Origin of the sequence: Pseudomonas sp. NFACC56-3 (assembly GCF_900100025.1) — a bacterium.
GTDB classification, from domain to species: Bacteria; Pseudomonadota; Gammaproteobacteria; order Pseudomonadales; family Pseudomonadaceae; genus Aquipseudomonas; species Aquipseudomonas fluorescens_AA.
The window spans coordinates 64,960-82,151 of record NZ_FMTK01000027.1; the positions used below are offsets into that span (position 1 = coordinate 64,960).

12 protein-coding genes are annotated in these 17,192 nt (G+C 58.6%); 11 read left to right on the forward strand and 1 reads right to left on the reverse strand.

Annotated features, from left to right (window positions below; genetic code table 11):
- Window positions 1-176: 176 nt before the first annotated feature.
- The 11 genes from BLO80_RS26330 (at window position 177) to BLO80_RS26380 (ending at window position 16,421) form a co-directional block, all read left to right on the forward strand.
- Complete coding sequence (locus BLO80_RS26330) at window positions 177-3,674, forward strand: indolepyruvate ferredoxin oxidoreductase family protein (protein WP_092332633.1); 3,498 nt, start codon at window positions 177-179, stop codon at window positions 3,672-3,674.
- A 180-nt stretch (window positions 3,675-3,854) separates the two neighbouring features.
- Window positions 3,855-5,495 carry a DUF1302 domain-containing protein gene (locus BLO80_RS26335; RefSeq protein ID WP_092332635.1) on the forward strand — a complete coding sequence of 547 codons (1,641 nt, stop codon included), beginning with the start codon at window positions 3,855-3,857 and terminating at the stop codon, window positions 5,493-5,495.
- A gap of 56 nt (window positions 5,496-5,551) precedes the next feature.
- The gene (locus tag BLO80_RS26340; protein WP_158264769.1) at window positions 5,552-6,910 is read left to right on the forward strand and encodes a DUF1329 domain-containing protein; all 1,359 of its coding nucleotides are present in this window, start codon (window positions 5,552-5,554) and stop codon (window positions 6,908-6,910) included.
- Window positions 6,911-7,011: 101 nt separating this feature from the next.
- Window positions 7,012-8,034 (forward strand): WD40/YVTN/BNR-like repeat-containing protein, encoded by a 1,023-nt coding sequence (locus tag BLO80_RS26345; RefSeq protein ID WP_175459556.1) that lies wholly within the window; start codon window positions 7,012-7,014, stop codon window positions 8,032-8,034.
- An 18-nt stretch (window positions 8,035-8,052) separates the two neighbouring features.
- Window positions 8,053-10,506 (forward strand): efflux RND transporter permease subunit, encoded by a 2,454-nt coding sequence (locus tag BLO80_RS26350; RefSeq protein ID WP_218189387.1) that lies wholly within the window; start codon window positions 8,053-8,055, stop codon window positions 10,504-10,506.
- Window positions 10,507-10,668: 162 nt separating this feature from the next.
- Window positions 10,669-12,288, forward strand: a complete 1,620-nt coding sequence (locus BLO80_RS26355) for an AMP-binding protein (protein ID WP_092332641.1) — start codon at window positions 10,669-10,671, stop codon at window positions 12,286-12,288.
- Window positions 12,289-12,345: 57 nt separating this feature from the next.
- Window positions 12,346-13,269, forward strand: coding sequence for an FAS1-like dehydratase domain-containing protein (locus BLO80_RS26360; protein WP_092332643.1), 924 nt, complete (start codon window positions 12,346-12,348; stop codon window positions 13,267-13,269).
- Window positions 13,270-13,310: 41 nt separating this feature from the next.
- Window positions 13,311-14,435 (forward strand): acyl-CoA dehydrogenase family protein, encoded by a 1,125-nt coding sequence (locus BLO80_RS26365; RefSeq protein ID WP_092198580.1) that lies wholly within the window; start codon window positions 13,311-13,313, stop codon window positions 14,433-14,435.
- Window positions 14,436-14,496: 61 nt separating this feature from the next.
- On the forward strand, window positions 14,497-15,273 hold the full coding sequence (locus tag BLO80_RS26370) for an SDR family NAD(P)-dependent oxidoreductase (RefSeq protein WP_092332645.1): 777 nt from the start codon (window positions 14,497-14,499) through the stop codon (window positions 15,271-15,273).
- A gap of 55 nt (window positions 15,274-15,328) precedes the next feature.
- Window positions 15,329-15,709 (forward strand): EthD domain-containing protein, encoded by a 381-nt coding sequence (locus BLO80_RS26375; RefSeq protein ID WP_092198574.1) that lies wholly within the window; start codon window positions 15,329-15,331, stop codon window positions 15,707-15,709.
- A gap of 22 nt (window positions 15,710-15,731) precedes the next feature.
- Window positions 15,732-16,421, forward strand: coding sequence for a glutathione S-transferase family protein (locus BLO80_RS26380; protein WP_092332647.1), 690 nt, complete (start codon window positions 15,732-15,734; stop codon window positions 16,419-16,421).
- 45 nt (window positions 16,422-16,466) lie between these two features.
- Here BLO80_RS26380 and BLO80_RS26385 read toward each other — a convergent pair.
- Window positions 16,467-17,192 (reverse strand): electron transfer flavoprotein-ubiquinone oxidoreductase (locus tag BLO80_RS26385; RefSeq protein ID WP_175459557.1); only part of this gene is annotated, 726 nt, incomplete at its 5' end.

Genomic DNA, 17,192 nt, shown 5'->3' on the forward strand with positions numbered 1-17,192 from the left:
GACATAACTTTTATAAAAACCGTGTGAACGCCTTCCGACGGGGCGCCGCCAATGTGTTTGGCGCCTGGATGCGGATGTCCTGTGCAGGGAAAGGAGCGCGGTGTGCATATTCGCGCATTCACCTCGCTGCACACCGACAGGTTCGCGTTTCGTGCCGGTCAGAGAGCCGATTCCTGATGACTAAAACCACCGTTTCTCTTGACGACAAATACATTCGGCAGACTGGTCGGGTCTTCATGTCGTCGAACCAGGCGCTTGTGCGCCTGCCCATCGATCAGGCCCGGCGAGACCAGTACCACGGGTTGCAGACGGCCGGTTATATTTCCGGCTATCGCGGCTCTCCATTGGGTGTCTACGATGCAGCCCTGTGGGCTGCCCAAGGCTTGTTGGACGAACACCACATCACGTTCCAGCCAGGTCTGAACGAAGAGCTGGCCGCGACCGCGATCCGCGGTACGCAAGAGTTGGAATGGTTCGGCAAATCGTCATATCAGGGTGTTTTTGGCCTGTGGTATGGCAAAGGCTTGGGTGTAGACCGTGCCTGTGAGTCGCTCAAGTTGGGCAACCTTGAGGGGGCGGCGACCCATGGCGGTTTCCTGGCGATTGCTGGCGATGACCATGGCGGCAAATCCTCGGCCAGCGCGCACCAGTCCGAACACACCCTGGTGGCCGCGTTTTTACCGGTTCTCTACCCATCGACCATCGCAGAAATCCTGGAGTACGGGATTTTCGGTTGGGCGCTATCACGCTACAGTGGTCTGTACGTGGGGCTCAAATGCGTGACCGACACGCTGGATTTATCTGCCTCGCTGGAACTGCCGGATCCGTTGCGACCCTTCATTTTCCCCACCGATATCGAACTGCCGGATCAGGGGTTGAACCTGATTCCCAAACAAACGCCGCTTGTCCAGGAAGATGTACTGGTGAACCGACGGTTGCCGGCTGCACAGGCGTTCGTGCGGGCCAATCGACTGGACCGGGTAATGATCGATGCCCCCGCGCGACGCCTGGGCATCGTCGCTGCCGGCAAGGTTTACCTGGATGTGCGCCAGGCGCTTTCCGATCTGGGATTGGACGAGGCGCGCTGCCACGCGCTGGGCATTCGACTTTACAAACCCGCGATGATCTGGCCGCTGGAACCCGAAGGTGTGCTTGCGTTTGGAAAAGGCAGCGAATTGCTGTTGGTCGTCGAGGAGAAGCGGGCTCTGATGGAAGATCAGATTGCCCGCTATTTCTACCCCATCGACGAACACCTGCGACCGACTATTATCGGTAAACATGATCGGCAGGGTGCGCCACTGCTGCCCCAGGTCGGCGAACTGAACGCCGCGCTTGTGCGCAAAGCGCTTGTGGCTGCGCTGCAGCAGTTGGGCATGGAAGACCCGTCTATCACTTCACGGTGCGCCGTGCTGGCGCAGACCGAGGCGCGTGCCCGCACGCTGGGCTCTAGCCAGTACAGGCCGGCGTTTTATTGCTCCGGCTGTCCGCACAACACCAGTACTCGTATCCCGCAGGGCAGTACCGCACTCAGTGCCGTAGGCTGTCATGGCCTGGCGGCCTATGTCATGCCGGAGCGTAACACCATGCAACCCATGCCCATGGGCGGAGACGGCATGCAATGGGTATCGGTCGGGCCGTTGGTGGAAATGCCTCATGTCTTCCAGAACATGGGCGACGGGACTTATTCCCATTCCGGCATTCTCGCAATCCGCGCGGCGGTGGCCGCCAATGCGAATATGACCTACAAGTTGTTGTACAACGATGCCGTGGCGATGACCGGTGGCCAACCGGTGGAGGCCCACCTGAGCCCGATCGACATGCTCAACCAGTTGGTCGCCGAAGGGGTCAAGCCGGTATTGCTGGTCAGTGACGAGGTGGAAAAGTACCGCGGCGCGAATCTGCCGGCGAGTGTGACGGTACACCACCGTGACGAACTCGATGCATTGCAACGGCGGTTGCGAGAGACCAAAGGGGTCTCGGCTATCGTCTACGAACAGACCTGCGCCACCGAAAAACGGCGGCGGCGCAAACGTGGCCTCTACCCGGATCCAGACAAACGTGTCTTTATCAACCAGGAGGTTTGCGAGGGGTGTGGCGACTGTTCGACCCAGTCCAATTGCGTCAGCATTCAGCCACTGGAAACCGAGTTGGGACGCAAGCGCACCATCGATCAGTCGACCTGCAACAAGGATTTCAGTTGCATCAAAGGCTTCTGCCCTTCGTTCGTGACAGTCAGTGGCGCCCGGATCGCGAGTAGGGCCGGATCGGATGATGAACGGCTCGACGCATTCATCAATGCGCTACCGGAGCCGGCTACTATCGACATCGATGCATATGGTCACAATATGCTGGTGGCCGGTATCGGCGGTACCGGGGTACTTACGGTCGGCGCCTTGTTAGGCATGGCAGCACACCTGGAAGGCAAGGGGTGCACCATTCTCGACTTGACCGGCATGGCGCAGAAAGGGGGAGCGGTAACCAGCCACATCCGCATTGGCCCGGACCCCAGCACAATATTCACCTCACGCCTGGGGATCGGCATGACCGACTTGATCCTCGGTTGCGACCTGATTGTTACCAGCAGTGCGGATGTGCTCAAAACCGTTCGCCCCGGCGTCACGCATGTTATTGCCAATACCGATGTGACACCCACGGGCGCCTTCCAGACGAACCGGGACCTGGTGATGGATGAGGCCGGTATGCTCAAGGCGGTGGAAATGGCCTTGGGGGATGATTCGGGTTTATCGTGCATCGCCGCCAGCAAGCTGGCGACCGCGCTGACGGGGGATAGCATCGCCACCAATCTACTGATGCTGGGGTTTGCCGCGCAACGCGGTCTGCTGCCGGTCAGTGTCGGTTCGTTGGAAAAGGCGATCGTTCTGAACGGTACCTTCGTCAAAGGCAACCTGCGTACGCTTGCCCTCGGACGACTGGCTGCCCATGCGCCGCAAGTCCTGCGCGAGGAGCACGTGACTGTACATCTGGAGACAGGCGGCCAGCTCGCGCAACTGATGGACCGGCGCGTGCGCCTGTTGACCGATTACCAGAATGCTGCTTACGCCGAACGGTTTGTGCAAGTGGTGCGTAGCGTCGAGCGGCGGGTGGCAGCCAAACGGATTGCCGGCAGCGAGGCGCTGGTGCTGCAAGTGGCACGTACCCTTTCGCGACTGATGGCCTACAAGGACGAATACGAGGTGGCGCGCCTGCATGCCGACCCTGTTTTCTGGAAGCGTCTGCGCGAACAGTTCACCGGCGATTTCAAAGTCAAATTCCACTTGGCTCCGCCGATGCTGCCGGGGCGTGACGCCAACGGTCGCCCGCGCAAGCGTGAGTTCGGTGCCTGGGTGCTCCCGTTGTTCCGCCTGCTGAGGCACGGCAAGGTTCTTCGCGGAACCCCTTTGGATCCTTTTGGCTATACCCGAGAACGTCGCCAGGAAAGACAACTGATCGCTGAATACCAGGCGCTGGTGCTACGCACAGTCGAACAGTTGACCGCTGCCAACCTGAACACCGCCATGGCACTGGTTGCCGCAGCCGACGAAATCCGAGGCTACGGACCAATCAAGGAAAAAGCCATGGGGGACTACGCAAGGCGTTGCGCGGAACTGGTTGACCGGATGACCCAGGCCTCTTCCGCCGTGCGCATCCAGGCCGTAGAGCTCCACGGGCGTTAACGCGACCGGATCCGGGCGAGTGGCCGCAAGGTGGTCTAGCTGCCATAGGCTATGTGCGCTGCAGGACGAGATAATAGCTGCGTCGCAATGGTGCGAAGCTGGGCCCAGCGTCAATGAACCATGACGTGATGGCGAAGGCGCGAACTAAAGTCTGATAACAACAATAAGAGTGCGACGACGATGAACGATTCCTCTGTGGTTGCAATTAAAAAGAGGTCCGCCAACAGAGCGGCTCAATTGCAGTATGCAGCCTTCCTGGGCGGTGCATTTCTCTGTATCTGCGAAGGCGCGCAAGCCATTCAGCTGGATGTCGGCAACCCCGACATGGTGCTGACAGTCGGTAACACATTGCGCTATGCCGCCGGTTGGAGGGCCGAGGGACGCGATTCATCTATCGCCCGCAGCCCCAACACCGACGAAGGCGATAACGCCTACGATCGTGGCGAGATGGTAACCAACCGTCTCGACTTGTTAACCGAAATTGATTTCAGTTACCAACGCCGATTCGGATTCCGCTTGAGCGGCGCCGCCTGGAAAGACTTCGCATTCAACGACCGCGTGAACACCGGCGACGGTCTTTCCGACCGAGGCAGTTACGAAAACAATCGGTATTCGGGTTACACCCGGCGCTATGGCGAGGGCTTGTCCGGCGAGATTCTGGACGCCTACGTGTTTGACAATTTCCAGATCGGCCCCGTGGAAAGCTCGGTCAAGGTTGGCCGGCTTGCCGACCTGTGGGGCGAAGCGATCGTCCTGTCCGCACACAGTGTGTCTTACGCTCAGGCCCCCAGTGACGGTTACAAGGGGCTGGTCAATCCCGGTGCTGACGCCAAGGAGTTGGCGTTGCCGATCGGACAGATTTCCGGCAAGTTCCAGCTCACGTCGGAGCTCACCCTCCTTGCGCAATACTTCTACGAATGGAAGCCCACCCGCGTCGCGGAGGGCGGCACCTATCTGGGCGGTACCGACTTCATTCTTGAGGGGCCTGATCGCTTTTCCCTGGCGCCGGGTTTATTCCTGGCCAATGGGGGTGTGAAAAAGCCCAACGATGGCGGCGACTGGGGGGTGGGCACGCGCTGGCGACCTACCTGGTTCGATGGAACCATCGGGACCTATTACCGGGAGTTCACCGAGCGTACGCCGACGGTGAGCCTTGACCTGGCGAACCGTCAGTATCATGCGATTTATCCGGACAAAGCCAAGTTGATGGGTATCAGCCTGTCGAAAAACATTGGTGGCGTCAGCACCGGACTGGAACTCGTCCACCGTCAGAACACCGCCTTCAACAGCACGATCACTGACGGTGCGAAGGAAGGCGCCCGTGGCGACAGTAATCACGTATTGCTCAATGCCATCTACGCGATGGGTCCCAATTCGATCTGGGACAGCGCCAACCTGACCGGTGAACTGGCGTATAGCCGCTGGGACAAAGTCACTTCCGGCGAGCAGTACTTCAATCGTTGCGAGAACGGCCGATCAGCGGATACCGGATGTGTCACCCGCGACGCATGGCAGACTTTCTTGCAATTCAGCCCGACCTGGACCGGCGTCTGGCCTGGTTGGGATATCACTACCAGGGCGAGCTACAACGCCGGGATAAAAGGCAATAGCGCAGTCTTGGGCGGCGGTAACGAGCACGCGGGAAGCTACAGCATGGGTGTCACCTTCACCTACAACCAACAGCAGGATTTCAGCATCGCCTATAACGACTACCTGGCCACCCATGAGACTGGGGCGAACGGTCTTATCTCTGCTTCCAACGGCCAGCAACTGCAAGACAGGGGATGGCTGGTATTTACCTACAAGAACACCTTCGAGTAACGCCGCTTGGCCGAGTCTGGGTCCGTTGTTTAAAAACAATAGAAACGAGGTTAGAGATGAACAGGTCACGACCGCTTTTTTTTCTGCTGCTTGCGAGTGCCTTTACCGCGACCGCTGCCCAGGCTGCCAGCTTCCAGGCACCCTTCAATCCCGCGCTGACTGCATGGGGAGCGGAAATGGCGGGGAATGCCGCCGGCACCATTCCGGCCTACACGGGAGGCGTGGAAAATCCGCCCAAGGTCGATTACGCATCGGGCATTCGCCCCGATCCGTACAAGGATGACAAGGTGCTGTTCTGGATCGATGCCAAGAACATGGCCGAATACGCCGACAAACTGTCACCGGGTACACAGGAGATGCTTCGCAAGTACCCGACGTTTCGCATTGCGGTCTACCCGACCCGACGTTCGGTGAGCTATCCCGAGAGCGTACTGGCCAATAGCGCAAAGAACACCAGCCGATGTGCCATCGAAGCCGATGGCATGACCTTGGATGTATCCAAAGGCTGCCGCGGTGGTTTCCCGTTCCCGGTCCCGAAAAATGGGATCGAGGCAATGTGGAACAAGAAGGCCGCCTATCTCGGGGCCGCACGAGTCATGGCGACGTCCAGTTATTACGTCAAGCCCAGTGGTGAAGTGGTGATTACCAACCAGATGCTCAACTACGAGGACAGCGGCCTCTACGATCCGGATGTACCCGTTCCTACTCGCGAATGGGGGTTGCGTACCGAGTATTCAGGCCCCACCCGCATTGCCGGACAGGCCACCATGATCATCGACAACCTGGATGGACAACGCAAATCCTGGTCCTATCAGCCGGCGACCCGTCGTACCCGTCTGGCCCCCGACCTTGCCGCCGATACGCCGATCGCCGCGCAGGGCGGTGCGCAGCTCTACGATCAACTGAACATGTTCAGCGGCTCAATGGAGCGCTGGAACTGGAAACTGGTTGGCAAACAGGAAATGTACATCCCCTACAACATCTATTCGCTGATGAACCCCACCTCGGAAAAGTGCGAGCCTAAAGGGCTGTTCATGCCCAACCACCCCAATCCTGAGTGCGTACGCTGGGAGCTGCATCGCGTCTGGCACGTCCAGGCAACGTTGAAAGAAGACAAGCGCCACGTCTTGAAAAGGCGCGACTTCTTCTTTGACGAGGACAGTTGGATCGGCGGCATCCAAGACACCTACGACCACAACGACAAGCTCTATCAAGTGGAGTGGGCGCCCCTCTGGCCCGACTACGTCAAGAAAGTCGTGATCGGCGGCAGCTCATTTCCGACATTCGACCTGAGCACGCGGTTGTATGTGTTCCCATTGGTGTCCAAGAGCTGGTCAATGGACAAGCCGCTGAGCAGCAGCCAGTTCAACAGTGACACCCTCACGAACTTTATCCTGAGACCAGGTGGCTACTGATGTTCCAAGGATGCGGGGGCGCATCCCCGCATCCCCCTTTCATAATCAAAAAGGACATCACCATGCATCGAGGGGCTGGCTGGGTGGTCGCCTTGTGCGCCATGGCCACATATATCCTGAATGCCAATGCCGGCACCTTCATAGACCCGCTTTCACAGCCGGCTGCGCCATCGGACAAGATCGTCCATTCACGTCTGATGGCGGTCGCTGGCAACGATCGGACATTGGTTGCGGTCGGTCCGCTCGGTCACATCCTGGTGTCCGACGACCGAGGACAGGACTGGACCCAAGCACCGTCGCCGTTGAGTACCGACTTGGTTGCCGTGCGCTTTTTCGGCGAGCGCAAGGTGTGGGCGGTGGGGCACGACGGGGTGATTCTGCACAGTGAAGACGCAGGTCGAACCTGGGTGCGCCAGCTTGACGGAAACCAGGTGCTGGACATTCTGCGTGGGCAACTCGATCGGCTCGCCAAATCAACGGATGCCGACCTTACGCGTACTAGGAGCGAACTTGAGCGCTTCATCGCGGACGGCGCTGCCAAGCCCTTTTTCGATATCGCCTTCCTCAATGAAGACGAAGGTTTCGCTGTCGGGCCTTTCAATCTTGCATTGCGCACCGTCGATGGCGGTAAGCAGTGGCAACCAATCAACACCCTCACGGAAAACCCCGAAGGCTTGCACCTGTATGGCCTGACGGTTGCGCAGAAAAAAGTCTGGCTGGTGGGCGAGCGCGGCCTGGTGCGCTATTGGGACAGTGCTGCGCAACGCTTCAAGTCAGTGGATACGCCTTATAAGGGCAGCTACTTTGGCATCGTCGGTGGTCGCGGCACCTTGTTGGCTTTTGGCATGCGAGGCCGCGCAGTGAGAAGCATCGATGACGGACGGACCTGGACTTCGGTCGATACGGGCGCGCAAGGCGCGATCGCAGGGGGAACCGAAATGTCGGACGGGCGCATTGTACTGGTGACGCTGGCCGGCGAGGTTCTGGTCAGTCGTACCCAGGGCGCCACTTTCAAGCTCCAGCGGCTGCTCAAGCCTATGCCCTATTTCTCCGTGGTGCAGGCCGGGCCGGACAGTGTCGCGTTGGTCGGCGCACTGGGTGTGCGTATTGAGTCCCTCATGTAGTCACAATAGGAATACGTTATGAATTCGGCTAACGCGGCGGCTGAGGACATGCTGGTCATTGGCAATGTCGCAGACTTTGACAAGCGCACGGGCAATCTCCTGGAGCGCATCGTATTCAACCACCGAATGCTGTTTATTGTGCTGTGTCTCATCGTGACTGCTGGCCTGGCCTGGCAGATACGCCATGTCAGTATCAATGCGAATTTCGATAAGGTCATACCGACTTCCCATCCGTACATCCAGAATTACTTTGCCAACCGCGACAACCTGGCAAGCCTGGGAAATACCGTACGCCTGGTGGTAGAGAACCCGGGCGGCGATATCTATAACCCCGAGTTCCTGGCGCTCACCCGGAAGATCAATGATGACCTTTTCCTGACCAACGGAGTCGATCGGTCGTGGATGCGCTCGATCTGGATGGCTTCGGTGCGCTGGACCGAAGTTACGGAGGAGGGGTTTCGGGGTGGAACAGTAATGCCCGATGACTACGACGGGTCAGCAGGTAGTATCGAGGCACTCAAGCGCAACCTCCGTTCGGCAGGGCTGGTCGGCGACCTCGTGGGGAGTGATCAACGCTCCATCATGATCGTCCTGCCTATCCTGGCGACGGACTCCAACACCGGAGCGCCCTTGGATTACGGTGTCCTTGGTCATCGACTTGAGGAACTGCGGGCCAAATATGAAACCGTGGGCCAGGGGCCGCCGGTGAAGATCCACATCGTTGGCTTCGCCAAGCTGACTGGTGACCTGATCGATGGCCTGCACCTGGTCATGCTGTTCTTCATGGTATCGGCCCTGATCACTGCCCTGATCATCCTGGCCTACACGCATTGCTTGCGTAGCACACTGCTGGTCGTGGCGTGTTCGGCGGTCTCGGTGGTCTGGCAACTGGGTATCGTCAGCGCGCTGGGCTATGCGCTGGATCCCTACTCGATCTTGGTACCGTTTCTCATTTTTGCGATCGGCGTGAGCCATGCGGCGCAAAAAATGAACGGCATCATGAAAGACATCGGACTGGGCACGCACCGGTATATAGCCGCTCGCTATACCTTTCGCCGCTTATTCATGGCGGGGCTGACTGCCTTGCTGGCCGATGCGGTCGGTTTCGCGGTGCTGATGATCATCGACGTGCCGGTCATCAAGGATCTTGCCGTGACGGCCAGTATCGGCGTGGCGGTGCTGATCATTACCAACCTGTTGCTACTGCCTGTGTTGCTGTCGTACGTGGGCGTAGGGGCTCGGGCCGCGCGGCGCTCATTGCGGTATGAGGCCAAACAGGACGGTTTGCTGTTGCGCGGGCTTGAGGCCCTGACGCAGCGCAACTGGGCGCGGTGGATGGTGATCGGTGCGATCCTGCTGACCATGGGAGGGCTGTGGGGTGCCTCCCATCTGAAGATCGGCGACCTGGATGCCGGTGCGCCGGAGCTGCGGGCCGACTCCCGGTATAACCAGGATGTCGGCTATATCAATGACCACTTCAGATTGTCCGGTGATCAGTTCGTGGTGATGGTCAAGACCCCCGCAGGTGGCTGCGAGCGGTACGAAACCCTCAAGGAGGTGGAGCGGTTGAGCTGGGCGCTGCAGCAGGTGCCTGGCGTGCTGGGCACGACCTCATTGGCAGACAATGTAAGACGCACAATCGCCGGGCTTAATGAAGGCAACCCCAAGTGGCTGACCATTTCGCGCAACCCGATGCTGGTAGGCGGGGCTGTGAACTGGACGTTGGCGGACAACCCTGAGGTTGCCGACACCGCCTGTTCGCTGATACCGGTGATCGCCTACCTGGCCGATCACAAGTCGGACACCCTGGAGCAGGTACTCTCGGTGGTGGAGCAGTTTGCCCGGGATCATGGCACGCCCACCTTGCATGTATTACCCGCCGCTGGCTCGGCGGGTATCGAGGCGGTCACCAATATCGTGGTCCGTGAGTCGATCCTGAAAATGTATGCAGCCGTTTATGGCGCCGTGGCGCTGTTGTGCTTCATTGCGTTTCGCAGTTGGCGCGCGGTGTTCGTCGCGCTGATTCCGCTGGTGATGACCTCGATTCTATCCAAGGCGTTGATGGTGTTCCTCGGGATAGGACTGAAAGTGTCCACGCTGCCGGTGATCGCATTGGGCGTGGGCATCGGCGTGGACTATTCGTTGTATCTGCTCTCGGTGCAATTGATGCATCAACGCGCTGGCATGTCATTGCAACAGGCCTATCGTCACGCCCTCCAGTTCACCGGAAAGGTCGTGGCATTGGTCGGGGTGACCCTGGCCGCCGGTGCGGTGACCTGGGCCTGGTCACCCATCAAGTTTCAGGCAGACATGGGCATTTTGCTGGCCTTCATGTTTCTCTGGAACATGGTGGGAGCCTTGGTATTGATACCAGCGTTGTCGCACTTTCTGTTTCGCGAACAACCTCGGCCACAGCTCGTCAGGTCCGTACGGGCACGCCGAAAATTCAGGACGCGCGTGTCTCACGTTTGATCGCGGGACGGAGCAGGATCCGGTTCCTGCACGAAACTCAGATACAAGCTGGCTCAGGTTCATCTGCAGACAAACCACCGGATTGTGCTGCCTCAGAATAGGCCAGGCTGTACCGGGTACGGCAGCTGACCAAGAGAAACAATAATAAAAGAGGTGTGAACCATGACAGCGTGGAGCGTCCACGAGCAACGCAGTCTCCCGGCACTACTGGCGCAAGCGGCAACTCAGTGGCCAGATTCGACCTACCTGGATTTCAGTGGTGAGCTATTCACCTTCGCACAGACCCGACATCAGGTCGGTCGGCTGGCCGGTGGCCTGCGCACGTTGGGCGTCGCTCCAGGAGACCGTGTGTGCGTGCTGATGGATAACAGCAGTGATTTCGTCTTCCTCTGGTTTGCCGTCAACCAGCTCGACGCTGTGTTCGTACCCATCAACGTCGATATGAAGGGCGAGTTCCTGCGCCACCAACTGGCGGACGCCGGGGCAAACCTGCTGGTTGCAGAAGAGCATTATGCGCAACGGATCCTGTCGATCGAGACCGGTTTGCCCGAGGCCACGACGCTGCTGGTCAGGGGCAACTTAGGCGAAGGCGCAGGTCGCTTGCGTGTGCTGCCGTTCGAGGAGGCTCGGGCCGACGCTCCCTTGGCGAACGATTCGCGCAGTCAACCCGGCGACTTGGCGATGCTGGTCTACACCTCTGGCACGACCGGGCCCTCCAAGGGCTGCATGATCACCCACAACTACGCGTGTCATTTCGCATCGCAAGTCGCGTCTTCACTGAAATTGGACAAAGACGATGTCCATTGGTCCCCGTGTCCCCTGTTCCACTGTGCGGCGGCGTTCGGTGTGGTGTTGAGTGCGCTCTACACCGGTTCGACGGCTGCGGTGGCGCCACGTTTTTCCGCATCCCGCTTCTGGGAGCAGATCGAGCAGAGCAGGGCAAGCATCGCCTTGCTGCTGAGTGTGATGTTGACGTTGATTCCGGCAGGTGGGCGAACCGAAGTATCGGAGCGTTGCCGTGGCCGGTTGCGCGCCGTCTACGGGGTTCCCCTCACCGGTACGTTGATTGCCCAGTGGAAGGAGCTCTTCGGGCTGCAATATGTCGTGCCGCTGGGCTACGGCTTGACGGAAGCCTGTTTGTTGACGATCACCGTGGTGGACGATCCGAACATTCCCGAGGGGGCTTCCGGGCGCAAGTGCGAGGCGTTCGACGTGCGGATTCTGGATGAGCATGGTCATGAATGTGCGCCCGGTACGGTCGGTGAAGTGGTCGTACGCCCTAACAAGCCCGACATCATGTTCACCGGCTATTGGCGCAATCCGCAAGCCACGGCCGCCTGCACGGAGAACCTATGGTTCCACACTGGCGACCTGGGTTCGTTCGACGAACAGGGTTACTTCTTCTTCGCGGACCGGAAGAAAGACTGTCTTCGTCGGGGCGGTGAAAACATTTCCAGCTTCGAGGTAGAGCAAGCCTTTCTTGCTCACCCGGATATCGCCGAAGTGGCCGCTCATGCGATCAAGTCGGAAGTCTCCGAGGATGAGTTGAAGATCACGTTGGTGCTGCGCAGCGAGGCGTTGCTCAGCGAAGAGGAACTGTGGCGTTGGGCGGGCGAAAACCTGCCGAAATTCGCGGTGCCGCGATTCATTGAGTTCCGCGCCAGCTTGCCGCGTACTCAAAGTGGCAGGGTCAAGAAATACCTGCTGCGCGAGGAGGGGATCACCGCAACCACCTGGTATCAGCTGGAAAACACTCGCTCACCGAAAGCGGCGGGTATCTGAGGTTTATTTTCAGGCTGCACAGCGACAGTTCAGACTCTTTACTCAAGCGGACGCCATATGAACGATGTAACCGAGGAAACGCTCATCATTGAGAAACTGGCGAGCAGCGTAAATCCGGTCCGGGTGACTGCCAGCACATCGGTTAGCGCCTGGGCAATTCGGAACTGGTGCCACGTCATGGGCATCACCGACCCGCTCTTCACCCAGCCACAAGTAGCCATCGAGCGTGGCTACGACGCAGCCGTCGCACCGCCTGCCATGCTGCAGCTATGGACAGTGCTCGAGTTACAGCAGCATGAGCACGGGGTTAATCGTTCACTGCGCCGGGTGTTTACCGAAGCCGGCTACAGCGCGATCGTGGCGACCAACTACGATCTGAAATCCTTCCGACTGGCACGTGTAGGCGATTTCATCACTACCCACGTCTCTCTTGATTCGATCTCATCGCGCAAAGACACACCGCTTGGTACGGGCTACTTCGCCACTGAGTTCCACGAGTGGTTCGACCAGGATGGTAACAATCTCGGCGAGTTGAAGATCCGGTGTTTCTACTTCCGTCCGTTGCAAGGTGCGCCGACGGCGGATCGCGTCACTCGTTCACCCGACACAGGCATGCCCGGCGAGCTGGCGATAAATGTCGACACAACACTTATCGTCGCCGGTGCGTTGGTCGGCAATGACTTCGAGCGGGTCCACCATGATCGCGATCTGGCCCGCGAGCAGGGGCTTCCCGACATCATCATGAACATTGCCACGTCGGCAGCGTTGGCCTTTCGCTATTCAGCCGTGTGCGAGCCACATGGGTTGTTGACGCGACTGTCCTTGCGCCTCGGCGTGCCGTGTTGCCCTGGTGATGTCCTTCATCTTTCAGGGCAACGAACGGAGCACCCGGTGACAACCGAACGGGCTTACACGCTCGTGGGGAAAAACAACCTGGGTGAGCACCTGAAAGGCTCCATGGTGATTCAGGTCGCCCCCTGAAGCCCGACTGAAGCACAAGCCGAACTCAACAGGTAATTGACATGCGTACTATCTTTCGCGACGACCATCATATTTTCCGTGAGCAGGTGCGGCGCTTTATCGAACGTGAAATCGTACCTCACCATGATGCCTGGGAAGAGCAGGGGGTGGTTCCGCGTGAAATATGGCGGCGGGCAGGGCAGGAGGGGTTGCTTTGCGTGGGCATTCCCGAGATCTATGGCGGCGGTGGTGGTGATCGTGGGCATTCGGCCGTCATGATCGAAGAACTGGCCAGGGTGAATGCCACCGCCGTGGGGTTTACCACTCACTCGGAAATCGTTGCTCATTATGTGCTGACGTATGGCACCGAAGAGCAGAAACAACGTTGGTTGCCGCCCATGGCCAGCGGAGAACTGATTGCAGTGATCGCCATGTCGGAGCCCGGAATGGGTTCCGATCTGCGAGCCATGCGTACCAGTGCCAAGCGTGAAGGCGACCACTATGTTGTGCACGGTGCCAAGACCTTCATTACTAACGGCATCAACGCCGATCTCGCCGTGACGGCGACTAAACTCGACCCGAACGATAAACGCTTGACGCTGCTGTGCGTGGAGAGTGATCGGGTCGGCTTCAGCAAGGGCAAGAAGCTCGCCAAAATCGGCCTTCGAGGCCAGGACACGGCCGAGCTATTCTTCGACCAGGTCAGCGTCCCCGTCGCCAATCGATTAGGCGAAGAAAATGAAGGTTTCAAGTACCTGAGTCATCAGTTGGCCTGGGAACGCCTGATTATCGCCATTCGAGCGACGGCATGCCTTGAGGCCATGTTTGACGAAACCGTTGCTTACACCCGTGAGCGCAAGGTTTTCAACCAACCAGTGTTCGATTTCCAGAACTCGAGATTCAAGCTCGCGGAAGCCAAGGCGCAAATCACCATGCTCCGGGTTTTCGTCGACCATTGCCTGGCACTGTCCATGGCCGACACCTTGTCGTCAGATATGGCAGCCATGGCGAAATTGCTGGGTTCGGAACTGCAAAACAAGGTCTTGGACGAGTTCCTGCAACTGCACGGCGGTTATGGGTTCATGAGTGAATACCGCGTGAGCAGGGCATGGGTCGATGCGCGCGTCGCCAGGATCTATGGCGGTACCTCGGAAATCATGAAGGAAATCATTGCACGGACCATCTGATACCCGGCGGCACTGCTGCCGTCGGGCCACGCGGTTCTGGTTGATTATTCAAAGGGGAAAGATGATGCGGCTCAAAGATAAAGTGGCGTTGGTCATCGGTGGCAGTCAATCGCTAGGCGAAGCGATTTCCAGTGAGTTTGCCCGCCAGGGCGCCCAGGTCATTGTCAACAGCCGACCGCGAGAACAACCGCCGGCGGTGGTGACCCGGCTCGCCGCCGAAGGCCTTCAGGTCGCCTGGGAACCGGGCGACATGAACGACCCTGCAAGCATGGTGGCCGTGGTGGAGCGTGTCGTCGCCCGCTTCGGCCGGCTGGATATCCTGGTTGTAAGCGGCTCCCCCGGTGGTGGCAAGCCTGACCTGTTCGAAGAGATGCCAACTACAGAGTACGCGCGAATGCTCAACGGGCAGTTGATCTCCCGGATGAATTGCCTGCATGCGGTGGTGCAGCCCATGGCAAAACAGGGTTACGGGAAGGTGGTGTTCGTGACGTCCGATGCCGGACGCACACCGACACCCAGCGAGACACTGGTGGGCACGGCCGCAGCCGGGCTGATGTACTTTACCCGGGCAGTTGGCAAGGAATTGGCACGCAAGGGTATACGGGTGAACTGCATTGCCACGACTCTTACCAAGGATACCCCGATCCATAACTATGCCCAGCTGTATGGCAAGGACCATGTCCTGTCCAAGGCCTTTGCAAAGATCGAAGCGCAGACGCCCTTCGGCATGAATGTGCCGTCCGACATCGCCAAGACCGCGCTGTATTTTGCCAGCAGCGATTCCGATCAGGTGTCGGGAAGCGTCATCAGCGTCAATGGCGGTCTTTCTTTCCCTTAAGTGACCACTCAGCGGGTTTCGACGGCCCGTTTAACTCACGCAATCTGGAGATGTCATGGTCAAGCTCATTTTCATGCTCAAGCGCAAGGACGGCATCAGCCCGCAGGCGTTTCGCGAGCATTACGAAGGCAGCCATGTGAAACTGGCGCAGAAGTACATCGGTCACTTGTTGGAACGCTACGTTCGCAACTATCCCCTGCAGGCCGTACTTAACCCCAGCAACCAGTCCCAAGACGCTGGTACTTCACCAATCACCAGTGAGTACGACGTCATCACCGAAATGTATTTGAGGGATGCCCTGGCGGTTCAGGAGATGTCGAGGATTTTCAATGATCCGGACATCAACCCGATTCTGGTGGAGGACGAGTTGAAGTTCCTCGATCGGGCGTCGACGTTGATGCTGGTGTGTGACCAAGTCGATACAGGCACGGTTTAATTCATTTGCAGGGGAACAGAAGATGCTCGACGTTTACCACGCGCCCACCACACGGACCTTTCGCATTACTTGGCTGCTTGCCGAGTTGGGGGTCGACTATAATCTGATCGAAATGAGCTTTTATAACGATGACCGTCATCAACCGGCATTTCGCAAAATCAGCCCTATGGGCTCATTACCGTTGATTGTGGACGACGGTTTTGCTTTAACCGAGTCCGGCGCCATCATCAATTACTTGTTGCGCAAGTATGGCCAGGGCCGTTTCAGTTATGCGGACGGCACCAACGAAGCCGCGTTGGTCGATCAATGGATGTATTGGTCCGAGTCGCTGTTCGCCATTTACCAGCGGATTTACTGGGATCACTGCATGCCCTTTCCGGCGGGATTGAAAGAGCGAGTGCCCAAGGTGGGGCTGGACGCTAAGAAGCGGGCCATTGAATATCTACAGATGCTTGAGGATGCACTGGGTGACGAGGGGTATGTGGTGGGGCCCGAACCCACCGGCGCTGACTTTATGCTGTGCTTTCCGCTCTACCTGGCACATAGCGACGGGTGGCTGATCGATCATCCCAAGACGGCACGCTATGTCCTGCGTATCGCTGCTCGTCCCAAATTCGTGGAAGCCATTGCGGATAGCCTGGCGGTCATTAAGCAGTTCGAGAAGCTTAAGGCAGTTGCAGCAGGCCAGGCTGCCTCTCCATCGACGCACTGACAACCTGCCGGAGAGCCGAGTGTATCGGCCTCCGGCTTTGTGCGTTCACATGTTCGGGTAAGTCGGCCCACCGGCGCCTTCCGGCGAGACCCAAGTGATGTTCTGCGCCGGGTCCTTGATGTCGCAGGTCTTGCAGTGCACACAGTTCTGGGCGTTGATCTGGAAGCGCTTCTCGCCGTCTTCCTTGGTCACCACTTCGTACACGCCAGCCGGGCAGTAACGCTGGGCCGGTTCGTCGTACAGCGGCAGGTTCTTGCCGATCGGAATGCTCGGGTCGGTCAGCTTCAGGTGGCAGGGTTGTTCTTCTTCATGGTTGGTACCGGAGATGAACACCGAGCTGAGTTTGTCGAAGCTGAGCTTGCCGTCCGGTTTCGGGTAATCGATCTTCTTGCAATCGGCGGCCAGCTTGAGGCAGGCATAGTCCGGTTTGTTGTCGTGCAAGGTGAACGGTATTTTGCCGCCGAAGATGTTCTGGTCGAGCCAGTTGAAACCACCGCCGACGATCGCGCCGTACTTGTGGATCGCCGCACCGAAGTTGCGGCTGGCGAACAGTTCTTCGTACAGCCAACTGTTCTTGAAATTGTCGACGTAGGCGGTCAGTTCATCACCGCCTTCGGACTCGGCGAACAAGCGATCGGCCACGGCCTCGGCGGCGAGCATGCCGGATTTCATGGCGGTGTGGCTGCCCTTGATCTTGGCGAAGTTCAGGGTGCCGAGGTCGCAACCGATCAGCGCGCCGCCCTTGAAGACCATTTTTGGCAACGAGTTCAG